Source organism: Ligilactobacillus sp. JN-6 (Y).1 (assembly GCF_058111525.1).
This window is the reverse complement of record NZ_CM176599.1, coordinates 2,385,270-2,408,019: the sequence shown is the minus strand read 5'-3', so window position 1 is coordinate 2,408,019 and position 22,750 is coordinate 2,385,270. Positions and strand designations below refer to the sequence as shown.

Annotated in this window: 25 protein-coding genes; all 25 read left to right on the top strand. The window is 40.7% G+C overall.

The window, feature by feature from the left end:
* Positions 1-29: 29 nt before the first annotated feature.
* The 25 genes from yajC to AC3XNE_RS11265 all read left to right on the top strand — a co-directional run bounded on the left by yajC (position 30) and on the right by AC3XNE_RS11265 (position 22,722).
* Positions 30-431, top strand: coding sequence for a preprotein translocase subunit YajC (gene yajC / locus AC3XNE_RS11385; RefSeq protein ID WP_489832187.1), 402 nt, complete (start codon positions 30-32; stop codon positions 429-431).
* 142 nt (positions 432-573) lie between these two features.
* Positions 574-1,065: a thiol peroxidase gene (gene tpx, locus AC3XNE_RS11380; protein ID WP_489832186.1), complete on the top strand. Its 492-nt coding sequence runs from the start codon at positions 574-576 to the stop codon at positions 1,063-1,065.
* A gap of 409 nt (positions 1,066-1,474) precedes the next feature.
* Positions 1,475-1,921 carry a 3-hydroxyacyl-ACP dehydratase FabZ gene (gene fabZ, locus AC3XNE_RS11375; protein ID WP_489832185.1) on the top strand — a complete coding sequence of 149 codons (447 nt, stop codon included), beginning with the start codon at positions 1,475-1,477 and terminating at the stop codon, positions 1,919-1,921.
* A 73-nt stretch (positions 1,922-1,994) separates the two neighbouring features.
* Positions 1,995-2,435 (top strand): MarR family winged helix-turn-helix transcriptional regulator, encoded by a 441-nt coding sequence (locus AC3XNE_RS11370; RefSeq protein ID WP_489832184.1) that lies wholly within the window; start codon positions 1,995-1,997, stop codon positions 2,433-2,435.
* A gap of 20 nt (positions 2,436-2,455) precedes the next feature.
* Complete coding sequence (locus AC3XNE_RS11365; RefSeq protein ID WP_489832183.1) at positions 2,456-3,433, top strand: beta-ketoacyl-ACP synthase III; 978 nt, start codon at positions 2,456-2,458, stop codon at positions 3,431-3,433.
* Between the two features lie 57 nt (positions 3,434-3,490).
* A complete protein-coding gene (locus AC3XNE_RS11360; protein ID WP_489832182.1) occupies positions 3,491-3,739 on the top strand; it encodes an acyl carrier protein in 249 nt (82 codons plus the stop codon).
* Positions 3,740-3,753: 14 nt separating this feature from the next.
* Positions 3,754-4,704 carry an ACP S-malonyltransferase gene (locus tag AC3XNE_RS11355; RefSeq protein ID WP_489832181.1) on the top strand — a complete coding sequence of 317 codons (951 nt, stop codon included), beginning with the start codon at positions 3,754-3,756 and terminating at the stop codon, positions 4,702-4,704.
* Positions 4,705-5,436 carry a 3-oxoacyl-[acyl-carrier-protein] reductase gene (gene fabG, locus AC3XNE_RS11350; protein ID WP_489832180.1) on the top strand — a complete coding sequence of 244 codons (732 nt, stop codon included), beginning with the start codon at positions 4,705-4,707 and terminating at the stop codon, positions 5,434-5,436. It abuts the gene before it with no gap.
* Between the two features lie 577 nt (positions 5,437-6,013).
* Positions 6,014-7,249: a beta-ketoacyl-ACP synthase II gene (fabF, locus tag AC3XNE_RS11345; RefSeq protein ID WP_489832179.1), complete on the top strand. Its 1,236-nt coding sequence runs from the start codon at positions 6,014-6,016 to the stop codon at positions 7,247-7,249.
* A gap of 3 nt (positions 7,250-7,252) precedes the next feature.
* Complete coding sequence (gene accB, locus AC3XNE_RS11340; protein WP_489832178.1) at positions 7,253-7,723, top strand: acetyl-CoA carboxylase biotin carboxyl carrier protein; 471 nt, start codon at positions 7,253-7,255, stop codon at positions 7,721-7,723.
* Positions 7,724-7,725: 2 nt separating this feature from the next.
* Positions 7,726-8,157, top strand: a complete 432-nt coding sequence (gene fabZ, locus AC3XNE_RS11335) for a 3-hydroxyacyl-ACP dehydratase FabZ (RefSeq protein WP_489832177.1) — start codon at positions 7,726-7,728, stop codon at positions 8,155-8,157.
* An 8-nt stretch (positions 8,158-8,165) separates the two neighbouring features.
* Complete coding sequence (gene accC, locus AC3XNE_RS11330) at positions 8,166-9,545, top strand: acetyl-CoA carboxylase biotin carboxylase subunit (RefSeq protein ID WP_489832176.1); 1,380 nt, start codon at positions 8,166-8,168, stop codon at positions 9,543-9,545.
* On the top strand, positions 9,532-10,392 hold the full coding sequence (gene accD / locus AC3XNE_RS11325) for an acetyl-CoA carboxylase, carboxyltransferase subunit beta (protein ID WP_489832175.1): 861 nt from the start codon (positions 9,532-9,534) through the stop codon (positions 10,390-10,392). Before accC ends, accD begins: the two co-directional genes overlap by 14 nt.
* Before the next feature lie 2 nt (positions 10,393-10,394).
* Positions 10,395-11,177, top strand: coding sequence for a carboxyltransferase subunit alpha (gene accA / locus AC3XNE_RS11320; RefSeq protein ID WP_489833415.1), 783 nt, complete (start codon positions 10,395-10,397; stop codon positions 11,175-11,177).
* A gap of 76 nt (positions 11,178-11,253) precedes the next feature.
* A complete protein-coding gene (fabI, locus tag AC3XNE_RS11315; protein ID WP_489832174.1) occupies positions 11,254-12,012 on the top strand; it encodes an enoyl-ACP reductase FabI in 759 nt (252 codons plus the stop codon).
* A gap of 202 nt (positions 12,013-12,214) precedes the next feature.
* Entirely contained in the window at positions 12,215-13,690 is a 1,476-nt protein-coding gene (gene zwf, locus AC3XNE_RS11310) for a glucose-6-phosphate dehydrogenase (protein ID WP_489832173.1), read from the top strand.
* Positions 13,691-13,799: 109 nt separating this feature from the next.
* A complete protein-coding gene (gene dinB / locus AC3XNE_RS11305) occupies positions 13,800-14,903 on the top strand; it encodes a DNA polymerase IV (RefSeq protein WP_489832172.1) in 1,104 nt (367 codons plus the stop codon).
* A gap of 267 nt (positions 14,904-15,170) precedes the next feature.
* Positions 15,171-16,136: a DHH family phosphoesterase gene (locus tag AC3XNE_RS11300; RefSeq protein WP_489832171.1), complete on the top strand. Its 966-nt coding sequence runs from the start codon at positions 15,171-15,173 to the stop codon at positions 16,134-16,136.
* Positions 16,126-17,457: a DEAD/DEAH box helicase gene (locus AC3XNE_RS11295; protein ID WP_489832170.1), complete on the top strand. Its 1,332-nt coding sequence runs from the start codon at positions 16,126-16,128 to the stop codon at positions 17,455-17,457. The genes AC3XNE_RS11300 and AC3XNE_RS11295 overlap by 11 nt, the downstream gene beginning before the upstream one ends.
* 514 nt (positions 17,458-17,971) lie before the next feature.
* Complete coding sequence (alaS, locus tag AC3XNE_RS11290; RefSeq protein WP_489832169.1) at positions 17,972-20,614, top strand: alanine--tRNA ligase; 2,643 nt, start codon at positions 17,972-17,974, stop codon at positions 20,612-20,614.
* A 124-nt stretch (positions 20,615-20,738) separates the two neighbouring features.
* On the top strand, positions 20,739-21,002 hold the full coding sequence (locus AC3XNE_RS11285; RefSeq protein ID WP_489832168.1) for an IreB family regulatory phosphoprotein: 264 nt from the start codon (positions 20,739-20,741) through the stop codon (positions 21,000-21,002).
* Entirely contained in the window at positions 21,002-21,442 is a 441-nt protein-coding gene (gene ruvX, locus AC3XNE_RS11280) for a Holliday junction resolvase RuvX (RefSeq protein ID WP_489832167.1), read from the top strand. The genes AC3XNE_RS11285 and ruvX overlap by 1 nt, the downstream gene beginning before the upstream one ends.
* Positions 21,443-21,459: 17 nt before the next feature.
* Entirely contained in the window at positions 21,460-21,762 is a 303-nt protein-coding gene (locus tag AC3XNE_RS11275; protein ID WP_489832166.1) for a DUF1292 domain-containing protein, read from the top strand.
* A 184-nt stretch (positions 21,763-21,946) separates the two neighbouring features.
* Positions 21,947-22,198, top strand: coding sequence for a cell division protein ZapA (locus tag AC3XNE_RS11270; protein ID WP_489832165.1), 252 nt, complete (start codon positions 21,947-21,949; stop codon positions 22,196-22,198).
* 11 nt (positions 22,199-22,209) lie between these two features.
* Positions 22,210-22,722 (top strand): CvpA family protein, encoded by a 513-nt coding sequence (locus AC3XNE_RS11265; RefSeq protein ID WP_489832164.1) that lies wholly within the window; start codon positions 22,210-22,212, stop codon positions 22,720-22,722.
* Positions 22,723-22,750 lie beyond the last annotated feature (28 nt).

The following is a 22,750-nucleotide window of genomic DNA, read 5'->3' as shown; positions in this document are numbered from 1 at the left end:
ATTGTATATTAAGTTAGGAGCGAGAAAAAATGTATATTCTTGGTGCAGGAGGCGGCGCTGGCGGCTTTTCGACAATTATTATTTTTGTTGTTTTCATTGGGTTGATGTATTTCATGATGATCCGTCCACAGAAGAAACAACAGGACCAACGCAAGAAAATGATGGACGCTTTGAAAAAAGGCGATAGTGTAGTTACGATCGGTGGTTTACACGGCGTGATCGATAGCATCGACGAAGCAGATAAGTCAGTAACTCTTGATTGTGATGGCGTTTATTTAGTCTTTAACCGTTCTGCTATTGGTCGGGTTGTTGATCATGCAGCAGCACCAACACAACCTTCAGCGAATGAAAATGAACAAACACCAACCAACGATGATGTTTCTTCTACTGATACTGACAATGATCAGGATTCAAGTAATTCAGAAAAATAAATTAGAACTCGGCGTAGTTTCTTAAGAGGAACTAACGTTGAGTTTTTTTATGGTATGAAATTAAAGGGTAGTTTTCTTTAGTTAATGAATATAATTTGGTATGATTAATGGAAATAATTTAATCACGAAAGGAACGGATAGCATGCAGATCACACGTCACGACCAACCACTTCAAACGAGCGGAGAACCACAAAAAGTAGGGGAAAAGATGCCCAATTTTGCAGTTACAACAGCTAGTGGAAAGCAAGTTCAGTTAGCCGAGCTGTTGGATAAACCAACTCTTTTTAGTGTCGTTCCCGATATCAATACTCGTGTTTGCAGTGTTTCTACTAAGAAGTTTAATCAAGAAGTCGACAAGTATGATGGGGTGAACTTTTACACGATATCTACAAATTCTCCTGACCAGCAAAAGGATTGGTGTGCTGCTGAAGGTGTTAAAAATATGCAGCTCCTTTCAGATGAGAATAAGGAGTTTGGCCAAAAAACCGGCCTGTTTGTCAGTGACAATCAGACGGATGCAAGGAGCATTTGGGTCGTGGATCAAGCGGGTACGATCTTATACCAAGAGCTTGTTTCTGAAATGACTAATGAGCCAAATTATGCGGGAGCCCTTGGCTTTTTGTCAGCACTTTAAAAACATAATAATAGTTTAATAGATACGTAAGTCAAATGGCTTACGTTTTTTATTTACAAATAAGCGGAATTTCAATATTTCAGATTATAATTTAATGAGAATTTTGAACGTCAAACTAAAATAATTTCTGTAAAGAAGGTTTCCACCATTTTTTGTATAAGCTAAAAGGTAATACTAATATAAGTAAAGTATAGAGCAGAAAAAGTATAAAAAGCCTTGTTCATAGTATATAGTAAATTTGTAGGCGCTGAGAATACACTAATTTCGCAAAATATTAGAGGATATTTTTACTTTCTAAAAACTTAGATGTTATTTGTCCATGAAAATTTGACACTTCTTATATCATGTAATATCATTCTTGCATCGAATAATTTGATGTTCGAAATATTTTGTGAGTGAGGTGGCAAGTTTGAAAATAATGGGTGCACAAGAAATCATTGATTTGATTCCAAATCGCTACCCGATATGTTATATCGACTATGTCGACGAATTAGAACCAGGCGAGCGGATCGTTGCTACTAAAAATGTCACGATCAATGAGTCTTTTTTTAAAGGTCACTTTCCAGGTAATCCGGTAATGCCCGGTGCTTTGATCATTGAAACATTAGCGCAGGCAGCTTCGATATTGATCTTAAAATCACCTGAGTTCAAGGGAAAGACGGCATATTTAGGGTCGGTCCGGAATGCTAAGTTTCGTGAAATGGTTCGCCCAGGTGATGTTTTAAAACTTGAGATCAAAATGATCAAAAAGCGTGCGAATGTCGGTATAGTAGAGACATTGGCCCGCGTTGCAGATAAAATTGCATGCAGTGCTGAATTGATGTTTGTCGTTGAAGAAACTGGACAAAAAGTTTAAAGCCTAAGAATTGGTGTTAGAATGCTTTGAACGCCAAGTTATTGAATGACAACCAAAAAAGGACGGTAAGGCAATGTTTGAAAATTATCAACAGATCAGTGATTCATTGGTTAAAATTTATTCCAATATTTTACGGATCGAAGAAAGCGAATTGCGCAAAAGCCAATTTAATAACCTTACTATTCAAGAGATGCATGCAATCAATGCAATTTCTATGTATGACCACAAAACGGCTTCAGAGGTGGCTAAGGAATTGCATTTGACACCGGGAACTTTGACATCGACCATCGATCGTTTGGCAAAAAAGGGTTATGTGGAAAGGATCCGTTCTAAAGATGATCGACGAATTGTTCGACTTGGTTTGACCAAAAAGGGACGAGTGGAATATCGAGCACATGCAGCCTTTCATCAAAAGTTGGTCAAAGAATTTTTAAAAGGCTGCAATGATGAAGAAGTCAACGTGATCCAGCGAGCACTAAAAAATTTAGAAAGCTTTATGGATGATCATTCTTGATTATTGGGAGAAAACTTGAAATGGAAAAAATGAAGATCGTTGAAACAGCAAGCTATGTTCCGACTAAAATGGTCACCAACGATGAACTCAGTCACTTGATGGATACATCAGATGAATGGATCACGGCACGGACAGGGATCAAAAGGCGCCATATTAGTATCGGTGAGAATACTTCTGATTTGTGTACTAAAGTCGCAAAGAATCTTTTGGACCAAAGTGGTTGGGAAGCTAAGTCATTGGATATGATCGTAGTGGCGACAATGTCTCCTGATTACTATACTCCTTCGACTGCAGCAATCGTGCAGGGGAATATTGCCGCTTCTGAAGCTTTTTGTTTCGATATTTCAGCAGCGTGTTCTGGGTTTGTTTATGCCCTCGATGTTGCTGCTCGCTTTTTAGCCAATAGTGCTCCGCAACGTGTTATGGTGATCGGCGGAGAGGTCTTATCCAAAGTTATTGATTGGAAAGATCGAGCAACAGCCGTACTTTTTGGTGATGGAGCTGCAGGTGTTTTGCTTGAAAATATACACACTGCCGATTCAGCACTCTTGGCTAGTGACTTAAAAACATATGGTGCGCAACATGATAAACTCACCGCGGGTCAAACGGCACCACTTAGTGAGTTTCCTCCGCAAATAAGCACGACACTTAGCCCATTTCAGATGGATGGACAAGCCGTTTATAAGTTTGCTACTCATGCTGTCCCTGAATCGATCATTGAAGCATGCCGACAAGCATCAATATCTTTAGAGGATGTAGACTTGTTTGTTTTACACCAGGCTAATGCACGAATAGTTAAAGCGATAGCTAAAAGGATAAGGCAACCGTTAGCTAAATTTCCGATCAACATCGCCGAATATGGTAATACTTCTGCAGCCAGCGAGCCTATTTTATTGGACGAATTAGTGAAAAACAAGCAGGTCAAGCGAGGCCAAATAATTGTACTTAGCGGCTTTGGAGGCGGTTTGACCGTCGGAACACAGGTTATTAAATTTTAATAGAGAAGAAACAACTGTAATAAAAAACATTTTTAAATCAAAAAGGAGAAAATTATTATGAATGAACAAGAAATTTTGAAAAAAGTACAGGATATTGTTGTGGATGAATTGGACGTAGATGCAGCTGACGTTACTTTAGAAGCGGATATCAAAGATGACTTGGATGCAGATAGCTTGGATGTTTTTGAGATCATGAACGAACTTGAAGATGATCTTGATATCAAGTTAGAAGCAAGTGAAGATGTAAAAACTATCCAAGACGTTGTCAACTACGTTAAAAAAGAAGTAGACGCAAAAGCTGAATAAGCGAGGTGAGCGGAATGGGAAAGTTCGCTATCCTATTTAGTGGTCAAGGCTCCCAGTATAGCGGGATGGGGCTTGATCTTTATGAAAAGGATCCCTTATTCAAAGAAACACTTGATAGGATCAATTCCGAGATAGAGTCTTTTGATCTGTTAGAGGCTTTAGCTGATAAAAATGGTCAATTAGATCAAACCAAGTATCAACAGCCAGCGATAGTAGCGTTAGGTTTAGGACTTAATGCAATGGTCAGATGTGATCAGCCAGATCTACCACTGGGTGGGATCGTTGGTTTGTCTCTGGGTGAATATGCAGCTTTGATCGCGGCTGATGCCATTTCTGAGAATGATGGCATCAAGGCGTTAGAAGCTAGAGCCCGTTTCATGCAAGCAGATGCTGAAAGTAGCAAAAGCAAGATGGCTGCGCTATTAAAGCCGGATGTTTCCGCAATAGAGAAAATTTGCCAAAAAATTGCTGCAAGCGGCTCAATTATTTCTGTATCTAACTATAATTCACCGAAGCAAATTGTTATTGGTGGTCAAGCTGATGCGGTCACACAGGCAGTTGCTGAGATAACAGATGCTAAAGCTGCAAAAAGGGCAGTCGAGTTACCGGTTTCTGGAGCTTTCCACACTAAGCTTTTTGAGGATGCTAGTGAAAAAATGCGTCCCGTTTTGGAACAACTTGATTTTTCACAGCCCAAAGTGCCAGTGATCAGTAATACCACAGGGCAGCCGTTTGTTAAAGAACAGCTCGCGACAACATTGGTCAAACAAATTGTTTCTCCAACACATTTTGCAGATTGTATTTCCTACTTATTTAAGAATGAAGATGTCGATACCACCTTAGAGCTTGGTCCGGGTGGAACATTAACGCAATTTGTAAAGCAAGTCGATCGTAAGGCTACTCGTTATCAAGTGGAAGACTACGACTCTTATCAAGCACTTTTAGAAGAAATACGAGGTAATTAGATGGATCTACAGGGGAAGACAGCTTTTATCACGGGTTCGTCACGCGGCATTGGCAAACAGATCGCACTTGCATTTGCTCAAGCTAAGTGCAATGTGATCTTGAATGCCAGGAAAGAAGTTCCTGCTGATTTAGAAGAAGAGATCAAGTCATATGGGGTAGAATGTACTACTATCCTCGGTGACATTTCTCAAGCAGATGATGTTAAACGAATGGTCAAAGAGGCATACAAAGCTTCTCCACAAGTTGATGTCTTGGTCAATAATGCAGGTATTACAAATGACAAGTTGTTGATCGGTATGAATGAGGATGATTTTCGTTCAGTTATTGACGTAAATTTAGTTGGAACTTACGCAATGACACGTGCGGTTTTACGAAAGATGAATAAAAAACGGTCTGGCGTCATCATTAATTTAGCTAGTGTTGTCGGGTTACACGGCAATGTTGGTCAAGCAAATTATGCTGCTAGCAAGGCTGGCGTTATCGGCTTAACTAAGACAACTGCTAAAGAAGGCGCCTTACGTAATATTCGTTGTAACGCAATTGCACCTGGGATGATCGAAAGTGATATGACTGATGTTTTAAGTGATAAAGTCAAAGACCAGCTATTAAGTGGGATACCGCTCGATCGTTTTGGAAATGCAAAAGAAGTTGCACAAACTGCCGTGTTCTTAGCACAAAATGAATATATTACCGGACAAGTTATTAGTGTTGATGGTGGTATGACAATTTAAAAGCACCAAGAAAGGAGGCCATTACTTCAAACTCTTCGAGTATATGATGATCAGTTTGTCGGGTGGTCTTCTGTCAAAAAACAGAGCGAAGTGAAGTGAGAGAAAGTGAGCACTATCGTAGTCTAGCCATATAGCGCGGGTTTGGCGCTGTGTGGTTTGACTGGGATAGGCGGAACTTTCTGCTTCACGGAACCCGACTAATAAAACAGGGTGAAGCAAACCGGTTGGACTCGAGCACTAACGAGACCTGCTATTATGACGTGTGGTTTTCACGTCGTGATAGTGGGGCTGATTAGGCGGAAAGTCCAGGTTTGCGGAACCCGACTATAAAAACAGGATGGAATGTGGCGTTCAGAAGGTGAACACTAGCGAAGCACCCTGTCATGTTGCGTTTTTAGTAATGTGGCGGGGAAATTGCCCAGGCTGAACCTTTTGCCACACATGGCTCTATAAAAACAATGTGTAACATGGCATAACTTTGGTCATGTGTCATTTAGCCAAGAGAATGCCAAATACATTTTTTAAGGCCATTACGTTAAAGATAGCTCAAAAAGTATGATAAAAGGGAGCGTGAAGCATGAGTAGAGTAGTAATTACCGGGATGGGAGCTGTAACTCCGATCGGAAACGATGCTAAAACATTTAGTGAAAATGTCTTGGCAGGAAAGCTCGGCATCGATGACATCACTAAGTTTGATGCAACTGAGACCGGTGTTCATGTTGCGGGTGAAGTAAAAGATTTCGATGTTAAGGAAAGAGTTGGAAAAAAAGCAGGTCGTCGAATGGACCTCTTTTCACAATATGCAGTTCATAGCGCTTTAGAAGCTGCTGAACAGGCTGGTATTAACGAAGAAAACACTGATCCGTATGAATTAGGTGTCATCTACGGCTCTGGTATTGGTGGTTTGACAACAATTCAAGATCAAGTTATTAAGATGCATGATAAGGGGCCACAAAGGGTCTCACCTATGTTTGTACCAACTTCTATCGTTAATATGGCAGCAGGGAATATCTCGATCCGTCTCGGCGCCAAAAATATTTCGACTTCGATCGTGACAGCTTGTTCTTCCGGAACAAATGCGATCGGCGAAGCTTACCGTCAAATTAAAGAGGGTAGAGCCCAAGTTATGATCACCGGTGGCTCAGAAGCTTCTGTCAATGAGATCGGGATCGCCGGTTTTGCTGCGTTGACAGCTTTGACGACTGAGGCGGATAAGGAAAAAGCATCTTTGCCATTTGACACTAATCGTTCAGGTTTTGTAATGGGTGAAGGTGGAGCAACACTGATCTTAGAAAGTCTAGAACACGCACAAGAACGGGGTGCCAAAATTTTGGGTGAAGTTGTTGGTTATGGTTCGACTTCTGATGCTTATCATATGACATCTCCTGACCCTGATGGCGAAGGAGCCGCTCGTGCAATGCAGCAAGCTATTGCTGAAGCGCAGATCACACCAGCACAAATTGGTTACGTCAATGCCCATGGGACTGCAACACCAAGTAATGATTCTAGTGAGTCTCACGCTATCAATAAGGTTTTTGGTGAAGATAGTTCTGTTAAAGTTAGCAGTACTAAATCAATGACCGGACATTTGTTAGGTGCTGCGGGTGCGATCGAAGCAATTGCCACGATCGCTGCCTTACAAACGGGAACTTTACCTCCTAATATCGGCCTGACAGATCAAGATCCGGAATGTAAAGTCAATGTTGTTAGAAAAGGCGATGAACAAGAAGTAGATTTAGAATATGCCATTAGCAATTCCTTTGGATTTGGCGGGCATAATGCAGTATTAACATTCAAAAAATGGAGTGAGTAACAGTTGGAATTTAACGAAATTAAGGATTTGATGGATGAATTCAATTCTTCTAACACGAGAGAAATGGAAATTTCGACAGAAGGATTTCACATTCATCTGAGTAAGAATGAAACATCTTTTCAGCCTGAAGCTCCGACTGTCAATGCGCCTGTTGCTCCAGTTCAAGCAGCTAGTGTTCCTCAACAACAGGCCCCTGTTGATGACCAGAAAGTTGAAGAAAAAGGCGAAGAAAAAGGAACTCCGATCAGTGCACCGATGGTCGGAACGGTTTATTTAAAACCTGAACCACAAAAACCTTCCTATGTTTCAGTTGGACAAAAGATCTCTAAAGGTGACGTGGTTTGTATCATTGAAGCCATGAAAATGATGACAGAGATCAAAAGTGAAGTATCTGGTACAATAAGTGAAGTTTTGGTTGATAATGAAGAATTAGTTGAATTTGATCAACCATTATTTCGTGTTGAGGAGGCATAGAGATGACAGTTTTAGATTCAACTCAGATCCAAGAAATAATCCCTCATCGTTATCCAATGCTTTTGATCGATCGAATTGAGGAATTAGAGCCGGGACAAAGAGCGGTTTCGTTGCGTAACGTGACGGCACATGAAGAAATTTTCCAAGGGCATTTTCCTGGGAATCCTGTGATGCCAGGGGTTTTGATTGTTGAAGCCATGGCACAAACGGGGGCGGTTGCTTTATTTACCCTAGACGAGTTTAAGGGTAAGACCGCATATTTTGGTGGTATCAAGTCTGCCAAGTTTAGGAAAGTTGTTCGTCCTGGTGATCAAATGCAGATCGAAGTTAACTTGGAAAAGGTCAGAGGCAATGTAGGCTTGGGCAAAGCTGTTGCAAAAGTCGATGGCAAAAAGGCCTGTACGGCTGAAATCACATTTATGATTGGGGATTAGCGATTAGAATGTTTTCGAAAGTATTAGTAGCAAATCGTGGCGAAATTGCAGTCCGGATCATTCGTTCTCTGAAGGAATTGGGAATTAAGTCAGTAGCTATTTATTCCACAGCAGATCGTGAAAGCTTGCATGTGCAGTTAGCTGATGAAGCGGTATGTGTGGGTACAGCTCGGCCACAAGATTCGTATCTGAATATGAAAAATATTTTGGCAGCAGCCGTGGGTACTGGTGCTCAAGCGATCCACCCAGGGTTTGGCTTCCTTTCAGAAAACAGCCGGTTCGTTGAGATGTGTGAGGATTGCGGGGTCACTTTTATTGGTCCACGTTCAGAAACGATCGACTTAATGGGAAACAAGGCCAATGCGCGAGTTCAAATGCAAAAGAGCGGTGTGCCTGTGATCCCAGGAAGTGAAGGATTTTTAAAAGATGCTAAGGAAGCCAAAAAAGTTGCTAGAGAAGTTGGTTTTCCAATTTTGCTGAAGGCAGCAGCAGGCGGTGGCGGTAAGGGCATTCGACGAGTCGATGATGAAGATACTTTAACATCGGCTTTTGAAGAAGCTAGTCGTGAAGCTCAAAGCGCATTCGGTGATGGTCGGATGTATTTGGAAAAGATCATGGACAACGTTAAACATATTGAAGTTCAGATCTTTTGTGATCAACAAGGCCATTCGGTCTATTTCCCTGAACGTGACTGTTCCGTTCAGCGAGGAAAGCAAAAGATGATCGAAGAGAGCCCTTGTTCATTGGTCACTAGCGACCAACGGCGTAATTTGGGTGAGATTGCTTTGCGTGCAGCAAATGCGATCAAATATCTAAATACGGGAACGATCGAGTTTTTGATGGATCAAGAACATAATTTTTACTTTATGGAAATGAACACGCGGATCCAAGTGGAACACACTGTAACAGAGATGGTTACGGGGATCGATCTGGTTAAGGCACAGGTGAAAGTGGCTGCTGGTGAAGAATTACCATTTTCGCAGGAAAACATTCATCTTGAAGGTGCTGCAATTGAATGTCGTATCAATGCTGAAGATCCAAGTAAAAACTTTTTCCCGTCTACGGGTGAAGTGAAATATCTTTATGTTCCTGTAGGCAATTTGGGGATGAGAATGGATACAGCTTTATATGCTGGTTGCTCGATCTCACCGTTCTATGATTCAATGATCGCTAAGTTGATCGCATTGGGCCATGACCGAACTGAAGCCATCGAAAAAGTCAAAAGATTATTGGATGAAATGATTATTTCAGGGATCACCACGAACCAAAAATTTTATTTGGCATTACTGGAAGATCCAGAGTTTAAAAAAGGTACAGTTACCACGGACTATGTAGAACGGGTATTCTTGCCTGAATGGAAGAGAAGGGAAAGCAATGCAGCTGTTTGATGAACTGAAAACACTTGGACAAAAGCATATCAAGGCCGATACGCAGGCACAACAAAACGTTCCTAGCGGTGTTTGGCTGGCTTGTCCAAAATGTAAGCGGTCAGTCTATCATAAAGACCTAGGTATTTATATTACCTGTCCTAATTGTGGCTATGGGTTTCGCATCTCCAGCCGGCAACGTCTTGAATGGTTGACGGACGGTTTTTCTGAGATGGACCAAGATTTGCAGACCGAGGACCCCCTTGATTTTCCTGATTATTCTAAGAAGATCAAAAAAGCCCAAAACACCACAGATTTAAATGATTCGGTCTTGACTGGTGTAGCCACAATTGGCGAACAGGAATTTTGCTTGGGTATTATGGATCCTAAATTTATTATGGGATCGATGGGTACAGTGACTGGCGAAAAAATAACTCGTTTATTTGAGTACGCAACCAAACATCGTAAAGCTGTTGTCTTATTTACTGCTTCTGGTGGAGCTCGGATGCAAGAAGGAATTTTTTCTCTCATGCAAATGGCCAAGGTTTCTCAGGCTGTAAAAGAACATTCCAACGCTGGTTTGTTTTATCTGTCGATAATCACGGACCCAACCACTGGTGGTGTTACAGCCAGCTTTGCCATGCAAGGTGATGTTATTTTATCAGAGCCACACGCTTTGATAGGCTTTGCTGGCAAACGTGTGATCGAACAAACAATGCATCAAAAAATACCTGACAACCTGCAGGATGCAGAGAACATTTTGGATCACGGGTTTATTGATGCGATCGTTAAGCGAGAAGACGAAAAGAAAACTATTGCTTGGCTCTTAGAGATGAATCAAGGAAAGGCGGGCGAACAGTCATCGTAAGTTTGTTTTCAAAAAAGCAGCGGACGGCAGGCGAGATCGTCGCAGCCGCAAGAGATGGACAAAAAATCACCGGACAGGAGTTATTAGCAGAGATCTTTCCTGATTTTATGGAAATGCATGGTGATCGCTTGAATGATGATGATGCTTCTATTATTGGCGGTTTGGCTCATTTTGCTGGACGGGCTGTTACAGTATTGATCATCGATAAAGGGACATCAGCTAAGGATCGAATTGCAAAACATTTCGGTAGCCCTGCGCCTGCAGCCTATAGAAAATCTTTGCGCTTGATAAAACAAGCAGAAAAATTTCAGCGACCAGTGTTGGCTTTCGTCAATACTGCTGGTGCCTATCCTGCTGCGAGCGCAGAGGAACAAGGACAAGGTGAAGCAATTGCGAGAAATTTATTAGAGATAGCGGACGTTAAAGTCCCGCTGTTGACCGTTATTTATGGCGAAGGCGGCAGTGGCGGTGCTTTGGCATTAGCCTGCGGGAATGAAGTTTGGATGAGCGAGAATAGTATGTATTCCGTGCTTTCACCAGAAGGATTTGCCTCTATCCTGTGGAAAGATTCCAGTAAATCTGACGAAGCAGCTGAAGTCATGCAATTAACTCCCGAAGCTTTGTTAAAGGCGGACGTTATTGAGGGTGTTATTCCCGAACCTAGCGCACATAAACGTTTTTGCAAGAACATCATTCAAATTTTGAGACCAGAGCTCGAAAAACTTGAGAAATTATCACCTGATGAATTGGTAGAACAAAGAAAAGAAAAATTTAGAAAATTTTAGTGAAGTAAGCGACTAAGTACTGATCGCTTAGCGCTAAAGGACTAAAATGCAACTGAAAACCAAGGGAGCGATTTTTATGGGGAAATTGTTAGAAGGAAAGAAAATTTTGGTGATGGGCGTTGCTAATAAACGCTCTATTGCTTGGGGCTGTGCTTCTGAACTAGAAAATGCAGGAGCAACTGTTATTTATACTTATCAGAATGAACGCATGAAAAAGAGCGTTAAAAAATTAGTGGATAATGAAGATCTTATGATCGAATGTGACGTAGCAACTGACGAAAGCATGGATAAAGCCTTTTCTGAAATCAAAGAACGCTTTGGTAAGCTAGATGGCATCGTTCATGCTATTGCTTTTGCAAAGAAGGAAGAACTCGACGGGGGTATTCAAAATACGAGCCGGGAAGGTTATGCGATGGCGCAAAATATCTCATCGTATTCATTGTTGGCGGTTGCTCGTTATGGCAAAGAGATCTTAAATGATCCTGCAAGTATCGTAACTCTAACATATTTCGGCTCAGAAAGGGCAATCCCTAATTATAATGTGATGGGCGTTGCTAAAGCTGCTTTGGAAGCTAACGTTCGCTACCTTGCTCGTGATATGGGTCAATATGGCGTCCGTGTCAATGCGATCTCTGCTGGTGCGGTAAAGACGCTTGCCGTAACCGGAGTTAAAGATCATTCAACATTGCTTTCAGAGTCAGAGAGTCGCACAGTCGATGGTAATTCAGTGACAACTAGTGAGATCGGCGGCGCATGTGCTTTCTTAATGAGTGATCTAGCAACTGGTGTTGTTGGTGATACGATTTACGTTGATAAGGGAGTACATTTGATCTAATCTGCAAAAAATACTTAGAATACCTCGTGTTTAATAGTTGGTCTATTAAATGTGAGGTATTTTCATTTGGTGAAAGTATGTTATGTAAACAGTCGGTAGCACCGATCAAAAAATTTACAAACGTCTGAGTGGGTTTGGTAAAACAAACAATGGTATAATGAAAAGTAGTCAGTAAAATATAATGAAAGTGGTGCGCAATAAAATGACAAATGAACAACAGGCTTTGTTTATTATTTTTGGCGGAACAGGCGACTTAGCCCAACGCAAGTTGTATCCTTCTTTGTTTAACTTGTATAAGCAAGGATATTTAAAGAAAAATTTTGCGGTAATTGGAACTGCTCGTCGTCCGTGGAATAATGAACGTTATCAAGAAATTGTACGTAATTCGATCTCGGGTATGGAAGTTACTGCGCAACAAGCAAATGAATTTTCAAGTCATTTTTATTATCAATCGCACAATGTGAATGATACCGAGCATTATGTGACATTAAAGAAATTGGCAGATGAACTTGATAGTAAATATGAACTCGAAGGCAACAGAGTCTTTTATTTGGCAATGTCGCCTCAATTTTTTGCTACGATCTGTGAACACGTGTCAACTCAAGGGTTAGTTACCGAAAACGGCTATAATAGGGTGGTTATTGAAAAACCATTTGGGCATGATGTTAAGAGTGCTAGTGAATTGAATAACAGCATCAACAAATATTTCCCAGAAAAAGATGTTTATCGGATCGATCATTATTTAGGTAAAGAAATGATCCAAAGCATACCAGCACTAAGATTTAGTAATAATATTTTTAATTCTTTATGGAATTATCGCTATATTGCTAATATTCAGATCACTTTAAGTGAAGCGCTGGGTGTTGAAGAGCGGGCAGGGTATTATGAAAATGCCGGTGCTTTGAGAGACATGGTCCAAAACCATATTTTGCAAACTGTAGCTTTGTTGACCATGAATGCACCTACAATGTATACCGATGAAGATATCCGCAAAGAAAAAATCAGCGCTCTTAAGGCTTTACGCGTTTATGATGCTGATGGTGTTAAGAAGAACTTTGTCAGAGGTCAATATGGACCAGGCAATGGACAAGCTGGATATCGTGAAGAAAATCAAGTCGACCCGCATTCTCAGACAGAAACTTTTGTGGCTGGCAGGGTCTTTGTTGATAATATGAGCATGGCAGGTGTGCCGATCTATATCCGGACTGGCAAACGCCTGACGAAAAAAGAAACTAGGATCGATGTGGTCTTTAAAAATGCACCATATAATGTTTTTGGCCACGGGGAATTGAAACGTAATATCTTGTCATTTAAAGTTGAACCAAATCCAGGGATGGAATTACGTTTGAATGGTAAAAAGGTTGACTTTGACCAATATAGTATTCAAAGCATGCATTTGCGACACGAACATGGTGCTGAGATCCGAGCAAAAATGCCAGTCGGCTATGAGAAGCTTCTTTATGATGTCTTACAAGGAGATACGGCTAGTTTTTCACACTGGGATGAAGTTTATTATTCTTGGAGATTTGTTGATTCGATCCGGCAAGCGTGGGATCAAGAAGAACTTCCAGTTGACGCCTTTCCAAGTTACGCCTGTGGTTCAATGGGACCGCAAGCATCAACTGACCTTTTAAAAGAAGACGGTTATAAATGGCATTTTCGGCCGGATGAGATTTAGTTCGCTAAACTCAATATTTTATAATTAAATATTCAATGATAAAATAACAGGGACAAGGTTTTGTTGCTGTTATTTTTTGACTTAATTTTTGGGGCGGAAGTGATAACGAATGGACGAGCGAAAAATAATTCATATTGACATGGATGCCTTCTATGCTTCGATCGAAATGAGAGATGATCCGAAACTGGCTTCGTTGCCGCTGGTGATTGCGCGTGATCCACGGAAGACTAGTGGGCATGGTGTGGTCGCAACTGCTAATTATGTCGCACGGTCCTATGGTATTCACTCAGCAATGAGCAGTCAAGAGGCTTTAAAGCTATGTTCTCAAGCTTACTTTAAAGACCCTGATTTCAAAAAATATCGTGCTGTTTCTAATCAGATCCATGAAATCTTTCATGAGTATACGGACTATGTCGAGCCAATCGCCTTTGATGAAGCTTATTTGGATGTTACTGCAAATAAGCAGCATCTTGATTCGGCTATTCAAACCGCCCGAATGATACAGCAAGAGATATTTGCTAAAGTTCATCTGACCTGTTCTGCTGGTATTTCCTATAACAAATTTTTAGCAAAGCTTGCCTCTGATTATCGTAAACCAGTGGGTATTACGCTGGTACGTCAAGATGAAGTCAAGGATTTTTTGTTTCCGTTAGAGATCGAAAAGTTTCGTGGTGTAGGTAAGAAAACAGTTCCTAAAATGCATCAACTTGGGATCTTTACCGGTAAAGATCTGTATCAATTAAGTTCCGGTGAATTGATCAGCCATTTTGGTAAAATGGGATATATTTTATATCAGCGAGTGCGTGGGATAGATGAACGTCCGGTAGAGTGGAAAAGGATCAGGAAGTCACTTGGTAACGAGCGTACTTTTGACCGGCCGCTGACGACTGTTTCTTCAGTTGAAGGATCCTTACAAAAAAGCGCAGATCGATTAGCAGCAGAACTTAGCAGACGGCAAAAACATGGGAAAACTTTAGTCATTAAAGTTAGAAATTCTGATTTTGAAACAACGACCAAGCGTATTACACTAGATGATTATTTTCCTAATGATGGTAAGACATTTCAATTTTATGGAAAAAAGCTCCTCCAACAGATTCAACCTAATGAACATTACGACATCAGGCTGTTAGGACTGACTGTCACCAACCTTGATCCGTTGGAATTCGAAAATATTGTGTTGCCATTATGGAACAATAGTAGCGACAGTTTGTGATGGGAGCAAAAGCGGTTGGGAAAGTTAGCTTTGAAACTTAAGGTGAAAAAATGTATAGTAAAATACTGGGTAGAAGGAAGTGGGAAGAAGAGAGTACTATCAAGTTCTGACATCACATCGTTAAAAATCGCGATATAATGTCAGAACTTGATAGACGGAACTTCTTGCTTGCTGTAACGCGCCTATGACAACAACAAAATCATCTCTCGTATTGAACTTGCTATTCAATGTAAAAATAAAAGAAAAAATAAATATAAGGAGCTTTTTATGTCGATTCAAGAGAAAATAATTAAACAGATCGAAAAATATGATACGATCATTATTCACCGCCATCAACGGCCAGATCCAGATGCGATCGGCTCTCAGTGCGGCTTGGCGACGATCATCAGAGAAAGTTTTCCGGACAAGAATGTCTATCAGGTCGGATCTAAAGCTAATGGTTTAGCTTGGATAGCAGAGGAACAAGAAGTTGATGACCAGGTATATCAAGATGCGTTGGTGATCGTGGTTGATACTGCCAATACTCCAAGAATCGACGATAAACGCTACACACACGGAAAGTTACTGGTTAAAATCGATCACCATCCTAATGATGATGATTTTGGTGATGAAAGTTGGGTCTTTCCTGAAGCGTCAAGTACTTCTGAACTGATTTATGATTTGGCAGCTGCGTCTAATGGGAAACTTAAAGTATCAAAAAATGCAGCTAAGATGTTGTACGCTGGGATCGTTGGAGATACGGGGCGTTTTATGTACGATGCTACGACTCCTCATACCATGCGTGTTGCTGCTGCTTTGATGGCAACTGGTTTTGACGCTGCTGAAGTCAACCGTCAGTTAGATGATATTGAACCGGCAGTTGCTAGACTTTCTGCGTATGTTTGGGAAAACATGCAGATCACCGAACATAATGCAGCTTATATAGTATTGACAACAGATATTTTAGAAAAGTTTGAACTCAAAGATGCCGGAACTGCAGGGATCGTTCCTTTGTTAGGAAAAGTGTCCACGGTCAAATGTTGGACAATTTTTGTGCAGCAAAAAGATGGCTCCTATCGCTTACGTATCCGTTCAAAAAAGCCGGTGATCAACGAGTTGGCTAAGGAATACGGTGGTGGAGGACATCCTTTAGCTAGTGGGGCTATGATCAAAGATGATTCTTCTATCAAAGAATTTGTGGGCAAGTTAGACCAAATCGCAGCTAGCGATACAGGAGAAGATAATGACAAATAGATTTACTGATTATAACTTAAAACCTTTTGTGAAACGAGCACTAGATAAGTTGAAGTTTACCGAACCGACTGAAGTGCAAAAGAGGCTTTTACCACCCATTATGCGCGGCAAGAGCGTTGTTGGACAAGCACAAACAGGTAGCGGTAAAACCCATGCGTTTTTGTTACCGATATTTAATAAACTAAATGTAGGAGAACATGAAGCACAAGCGGTGATCACAACTCCTAGTCGGGAATTAGCATACCAGATCTATGATGCAGCTAAACAAATAGCTGCGGAGTCGGAGCAAGAGATCACAGTAGTCAATTATGTTGGTGGTACTGATAAAAAACGGCAAACAGCTAAATTGGAGAAGCAGCAGCCGCAGATCGTGATCGGCACTCCTGGACGGGTCTTAGACATGATCAATACTCATGAATTGGACGTTCATCTGGTAAAATATTTTGTAGTTGATGAAGCCGATATGACCTTAGATATGGGGTTTTTAAAAGAAACTGATGCTATTGCGTCTGCGTTGCCTAAAGAACTACAGATGATGGTTTTTTCAGCCACGATACCTGTCAAATTAGAACCATTTTTAAGAAAATATATGAATGATCCAGTGATAGAAATCGTTGAAAATCAGGCGATCATTAGTCCAACTGTTGATAACTGGCTGCTTTCAACTAAAGGAAGAGACCGCAACCAATTGATCTATAAGTTACTCACGCTAGGTGAACCATATTTAGTTTTGATTTTTGCCAATACTAAAGAAAGGGTCGATGAATTAACAGAATATCTGCGCCAATGCGGCTTGGAAGTGGCTAAGATCCATGGTGGTTTACAACCGCGGGAAAGAAAGCGAGTTATGAAAAAAATCCATAACTTGGATTATCAGTTTGTGGTTGCAACTGATCTAGCGGCTCGTGGGATAGATATTGAAGGTGTTTCCCATGTGATCAATGATGATATCCCGAATGATCTTGAATTTTTTATCCACCGTGTCGGCCGGACAGGTCGGAACAATATGCCTGGTACAGCCATTACTTTATTCGGACCTGATGATGATCAAAAAGTTTCTGAACTTGAAGAGATGGGGATCAAATTCGCTCCGAAGGCGATCAAAAATGGAGAGATCGTTGATTCTTATGATCGGCAGCGAAGGACTAAACGTAAGAAACGGCATGACCCAATGGATCCGTCTTTAAGAGGTATGGCAAAAAAAGAGAAAACCAAGCATAAGCCAGGTTATAAAAAACGAATCAAAAAGGCGATCAAGAAAGACGAGCAGCAAAAACGGCGGATCGCACAACGTGAGCAACGCAGAAAAAAGAAGGGCTAATGCCTAAGTGATCACAGAGGATGCAGAAGTCTTAAATAGATATTTTTAAAGGTTCGTTCATTGACTTTTTAACTCGAAATAACTATACTTTTTAATTGTAAATGATTTTGGGATATGTTTTTCTGATGATCCGGTAAAGAGAGGGTCCGTTCGGTGGAAGGATCTCCGTGAGGCAGACTAATGCTACCCATGATAAAATTAAAATAATGGCTGTTAAAAGCACAAAGAGGTTAACGATAGACATCGTTGCAAGCAAGGTGGTACCGCGCATGAGGCGTCCTTGTTCGCAACGGTGTTTTTTGTTCAAATTTATTTGGAAGTTTTTTAACTAGTTGGTATCTGGTTTGAAAGCTTTACTCTGTCTTGTTTATTGAATAAATTACAACAAGTAAGGAACACTCCGGTCCCAATTTTAGCCTTAGCGCACAAAAACACGCTATAAGAATGAAGCCGATGGTGCTCTCATCATCTAAAAGAGTCTCTTCGTTCTTTGATATAGAAAGGAATTTAATTCATGAAAGAACTATCTAGTGCACAGATACGACAAATGTATTTGGACTTTTTTAAAAGCAAAGGACACGATGTTTTAAAGAGTGCCCCGCTTGTTCCCCAAGATGACCCAACATTGTTATGGATCAACTCGGGCGTTGCTACGATGAAAAAATATTTTGATGGGTCGGTCGTTCCTAAAAATCATCGTCTGACTAGTTCACAAAAGTCTATTAGGACAAATGATATTGAAAATGTTGGGCATACGGCACGGCACCATACTTTATTTGAAATGTTAGGAAATTTCTCAGTTGGTGATTACTTCAAAAAAGAAGCAATTGCATGGGCATGGGAGCTATTGACCAGCCCTGACTGGTATGCCATGGATCCTAAAAATTTGTATATCACAGTTTATCCGAAAGACCAGGAGTCTAAAGAACTCTGGGAAAAAGTCGGAGTCACCCCGACTCATATTTTTGAAGCAGAAGACAACTTTTGGGATATTGGCCAAGGACCGTCTGGACCGGATTCGGAAATTTTTTATGATCGTGGTCAAGAAATGAATAACTTGCCTGAAGATGCTCCAGAAAGTTATCCTGGCGGAGAAAATGAACGCTATCTTGAAATTTGGAATATTGTCTTTTCTGAATTTAATCATAAACCTGATGGTACCTATGAACCTTTGCCACATAAAAACATTGATACGGGCATGGGGCTGGAACGTTTAGTATCTGTCTTCCAAAATGCTAAAACAAACTTTGAGACTGATTTATTTATGCCTTTGATCCAAAAGACTGCTGAGTTTTCAAATGGATATCAATATGGACAGGACAAAACAACGGATGTTTCGTTTAAAGTTATAGCTGACCATATACGCGCTATTACGTTTGCAATCGGTGATGGGGCATTACCAAGCAACGATGGACGTGGTTATGTTATCCGACGGTTGATCAGAAGGGCTGTTATGCATGGCCGTAAATTAGGCATCGAAAAAGCCTTTTTGTTTGAATTGGTCCCCATCGTCGGTAAAATCATGAAAGCTGCTTATCCTGAGGTCTTAGAGCAAGCACAATATATTGGAAACATCGTTCATGATGAAGAAGATCGTTTCAACGAAACACTAAAAGATGGTATGGAATTGATCGATAACTTGATTCAGGAAACAAAACAAAAGAAGCAAGATACGATCTCTGGTAAACCTGTTTTTAAACTTTATGATACCTATGGTTTCCCTGTTGAGCTGACGGAAGAATATGCTGATGATAATGGTCTGAAAGTTGATAAGGCAGGATTTGAAAAAGAAATGCAGGCACAAAAGGACCGTGCCCGTGCAGCAAGGAGTGATACTAAGTCGATGGGTGTACAGGATGCCTTATTGACTGATATTAAAACTCCTAGTGAATATATTGGTTATGATACTTTGGCTGCTTCGGGTGTTTTGAAGGATATTATCGTCAAAGATAAAGTTCTCAATAAGATCGCTGACGGCCGCGCTCGTATGCTTTTTTCTCAAACGCCGTTCTATGCTGAAATGGGTGGTCAGGTTGCAGACACAGGCGTGATCAAGGACCATTCTGGTCAAGTTGTCGCAGAGGTCACCGATGTGCAACATGCTCCAAATGGACAGAATTTGCATACTGTTAAAGTAAAATCAACCATGGTTGCTGGTGAAGAGTATCGTTTAGAAGTTGATGTTAAACGCCATAATAAAGTCAAAAAAAATCATACTGCTACTCATCTTTTAGACCAAGCTTTGCGCGACGTTTTAGGTCAACATGCTCATCAGGCCGGTTCATTGGTTGAACCGACATATTTACGTTTCGACTTTACGAATATGGGAAATGTAACACCAAAGCAGTTAGCACAAGTGGAACAGATAGTTAATGAGAAAATCTGGGAGAACATTGCAGTGACAACCACTGTGACGGATATAGAGTCGGCCAAGAAGATGGGGGCTATTGCTTTATTCTCAGAAAAATATGGTGATGTTGTTCGTGTTGTTTCAGCGGGTGACTACTCACGTGAGTTTTGTGGTGGTAACCATGTCGAGAATACGAGTGAGATCGGTTTGTTTAAAATAGTTTCTGAATCTGGTATTGGCGCAGGAACAAGTCGAATCGAGGCAGTTACAGCTCGTGAGGCGTTTGAATATCTTGAAGGCCAAAATGATTTGTTGCAAATTACAGCAAATAACCTAAAAATCGCCAAAGTAGAAGAGGTACCAACCAAAGTTGAAAGCTTAGTAGAAAATGTAAAGCAATTAGAAAATAAAGTTCAGAGTCTAGAAGATAAGTTTGCTAGCCAGCAGGCTGAAAATATTTGGGGAAATGTTCAACAAGCAGGAAGCCATACAGTAGTAGCTGAGCAGGTCAATGTTTCTGGTATGAACCAGTTACGGCAATTGGCAGATCAGTGGAAAGCTAAAGAGATCTCTGATGTTTTGGTCCTGGCTACGCAAACTTCCGAGGGGAAAGTTAATTTGTTAACTGCTGTGTCTGCTGCTTGTGTGAAAGAAGGACTTAAAGCCGGTGACCTGATCAAGGATATTGCACCTTTGGTCGGGGGTGGCGGTGGCGGTCGTCCTGATCTTGCTCAAGCGGGTGGTAAGAAATCAGCCGGTATTTCTGACGCTTTAAAGCAGGGTATTCAATGGGTTAAAAACAGTTAATAAGATTTCATTTTTATCTCTAAATCATTACGTCTTGATTACAAGTTACACATACCATTGTTACAGCCTTCATGTTTTAGTAAAATCGTAAGGAGAGTAACTGTAAACGCGGAGGTGCAGGAAAATGAGTTCGTTGGACGAAACGAGATACTTTAATTTTGATGACAATGGTCCTAAAGACGTGCATGATACCCTTGAAACGGTTTATCGTTCATTGGAAGAAAAGGGTTATAACCCTATAAATCAAATCGTTGGATACTTATTGTCGGGTGATCCTGCCTACATTCCACGATTGAATGATGCACGAAATTTGATCCGCAAACACGAACGGGATGAAATTGTGGAAGAGTTAGTGCGCTCGTATTTAGATAAGGAGGATCAGCGTTAGTGTCACGGATTATGGGCCTTGATGTCGGCTCGAAAACAGTGGGCGTAGCGGTTAGCGACCAGTTAGGCTGGACTGCGCAAGGTGTAGAGATCATTAGGATCGATGAAGACCAAGAGCAATTTGGCTTGGAGCGAGTGGCAAAATTAGTTACAGACTATGAGGTAACAGCTTTTGTCCTTGGACTACCCAAGAATATGAATAATACGCTTGGGCCGCGCGTTGATGCTAGTCGGGCGTATGGTGAACGTCTAAAAGAAAAATTTGGTCTGCCAGTTGACTATCAAGATGAACGCTTAACAACGGTCGAGGCTGAAAGAATGTTGGTCGAACAAGCGGACACTTCTCGTAGGAAACGAAAAAAGGTGATCGATAAGTTGGCCGCCAGCTTGATTTTACAAAATTACTTGGACCGTCATGGAAATCTACTACAAAATCTCTAAGAAATGGGGCGTTCTTGATGAGTGAAGAACAAAATAACGCTGAAAATAAAATTACTTTAATCGATGATGATGGTAATGAGACGCAATATGAGATCTTATTTACTTTTGATTCTGAGGATTACGGCAAGTCATATATTCTCTTGGTTCCGGCTGATTCGGAGCCAGAAGAACAGGTCGATGTGTTAGCTTTTTCTTTTGACCCGAATGCGAATGGAGCAGAAGATGGTGACATTGATCTGATCGAGATCGATGATGACACTGAATGGCAAATGGTCGAGGATGTTTTAGATACTTTTTTGAATGATGAAAACATGCAGTGATCATTATGTTTTGCAGATTATCACAACAAAAGCAACGAAGGCCGGATGAAGGCTTTCGTTGCTTTTTTAAAGCGTCTATGATTTGGGTTGTAGTTTGTTTAAAAATCTTGGATTTAGCTTAATGCAAGGAGAAATTATGCTAAAATAAAATTTGTGTATTAAATCGGTGAATGGAGGAGCTAGAATGTCTGCAGACAAAAAAAGATTTAAGATACAAATCGCAAATAAAAATTATGTAGTGATCGGTAAAAGTACTTCTGAGCACATGCGGGCTGTTTCTCAATTGGTCAATGAACAAATGAAAGAAATTATGGAAGCTAATGTTGATCGGGAGGATGCAGCGGTCTTATTAGCGATCAATGCAGTTTCTGATCAGCTAAAAAAGCAAAAAGAATTGGATGATATTCGTGACAAAAATCAGCATGAAGGAGAATAGTAGGTGAGTAAATGCTAGTTTCACTGATAATTTTACTCATTTTAGTAATGGCCTTTCGCTATGGCTACAAGCGAGGATTATTACAAACCTTGCTTAGTGTAATTGGATATCTCCTGGTGTTGCTTTTCTCTTTATACCTTTCGGGACCGCTCGGTGATTTTTTGACAAAATATATGCCAGCCTTAGATAAGGACTCTGGCAATACCGGAACCTTTGCTGTTCTATTTTATAGAGTTTTGGCTTTTTGGATAATCGCGATCTTGGGTGGGCTTGTTTTAAGGATCACAACAAATACTTTTACCTCGCTCACAAAACTACCTGTGATCTCTCAACTAAATTCTCTGGCTGGTGGAATTGTTTGGCTGGTAATTGCATACACTGTAGTATTTTTTGGCTTGCTCCTATTAGCAACCAGCCCGACCTCTCAAGTACAAAAATCTTTGGAGAGTTCTTCAGTTGCGGAAAATATTATCAAAGAGACACCTATTTTTTCGAAGCATATATTAAATGATTGGCTAAATTAAGTCATGGGTAAGTTATATAGTTAAAAGA

Excerpts from the sequence above, each read along its gene's own strand:
- AC3XNE_RS11300 (WP_489832171.1), top strand. The coding sequence starts at position 15,171 with ATGTCGATTCAAGAGAAAATAATTAAACAGATCGAAAAATATGATACG.
- fabF (WP_489832179.1), top strand. The coding sequence starts at position 6,014 with ATGAGTAGAGTAGTAATTACCGGGATGGGAGCTGTAACTCCGATCGGA.
- AC3XNE_RS11265 (WP_489832164.1), top strand. The coding sequence starts at position 22,210 with ATGCTAGTTTCACTGATAATTTTACTCATTTTAGTAATGGCCTTTCGC.
- fabZ (WP_489832177.1), top strand. The coding sequence starts at position 7,726 with ATGACAGTTTTAGATTCAACTCAGATCCAAGAAATAATCCCTCATCGT.
- yajC (WP_489832187.1), top strand. The coding sequence starts at position 30 with ATGTATATTCTTGGTGCAGGAGGCGGCGCTGGCGGCTTTTCGACAATT.
- AC3XNE_RS11370 (WP_489832184.1), top strand. The coding sequence starts at position 1,995 with ATGTTTGAAAATTATCAACAGATCAGTGATTCATTGGTTAAAATTTAT.
- accD (WP_489832175.1), top strand. The coding sequence starts at position 9,532 with ATGCAGCTGTTTGATGAACTGAAAACACTTGGACAAAAGCATATCAAG.
- AC3XNE_RS11275 (WP_489832166.1), top strand. The coding sequence starts at position 21,460 with ATGAGTGAAGAACAAAATAACGCTGAAAATAAAATTACTTTAATCGAT.
- fabI (WP_489832174.1), top strand. The coding sequence starts at position 11,254 with ATGGGGAAATTGTTAGAAGGAAAGAAAATTTTGGTGATGGGCGTTGCT.
- AC3XNE_RS11365 (WP_489832183.1), top strand. The coding sequence starts at position 2,456 with ATGGAAAAAATGAAGATCGTTGAAACAGCAAGCTATGTTCCGACTAAA.
- dinB (WP_489832172.1), top strand. The coding sequence starts at position 13,800 with ATGGACGAGCGAAAAATAATTCATATTGACATGGATGCCTTCTATGCT.
- alaS (WP_489832169.1), top strand. The coding sequence starts at position 17,972 with ATGAAAGAACTATCTAGTGCACAGATACGACAAATGTATTTGGACTTT.
- accC (WP_489832176.1), top strand. The coding sequence starts at position 8,166 with ATGTTTTCGAAAGTATTAGTAGCAAATCGTGGCGAAATTGCAGTCCGG.
- fabG (WP_489832180.1), top strand. The coding sequence starts at position 4,705 with ATGGATCTACAGGGGAAGACAGCTTTTATCACGGGTTCGTCACGCGGC.
- AC3XNE_RS11295 (WP_489832170.1), top strand. The coding sequence starts at position 16,126 with ATGACAAATAGATTTACTGATTATAACTTAAAACCTTTTGTGAAACGA.
- AC3XNE_RS11355 (WP_489832181.1), top strand. The coding sequence starts at position 3,754 with ATGGGAAAGTTCGCTATCCTATTTAGTGGTCAAGGCTCCCAGTATAGC.
- AC3XNE_RS11270 (WP_489832165.1), top strand. The coding sequence starts at position 21,947 with ATGTCTGCAGACAAAAAAAGATTTAAGATACAAATCGCAAATAAAAAT.
- tpx (WP_489832186.1), top strand. The coding sequence starts at position 574 with ATGCAGATCACACGTCACGACCAACCACTTCAAACGAGCGGAGAACCA.
- AC3XNE_RS11285 (WP_489832168.1), top strand. The coding sequence starts at position 20,739 with ATGAGTTCGTTGGACGAAACGAGATACTTTAATTTTGATGACAATGGT.
- AC3XNE_RS11360 (WP_489832182.1), top strand. The coding sequence starts at position 3,491 with ATGAATGAACAAGAAATTTTGAAAAAAGTACAGGATATTGTTGTGGAT.
- zwf (WP_489832173.1), top strand. The coding sequence starts at position 12,215 with ATGACAAATGAACAACAGGCTTTGTTTATTATTTTTGGCGGAACAGGC.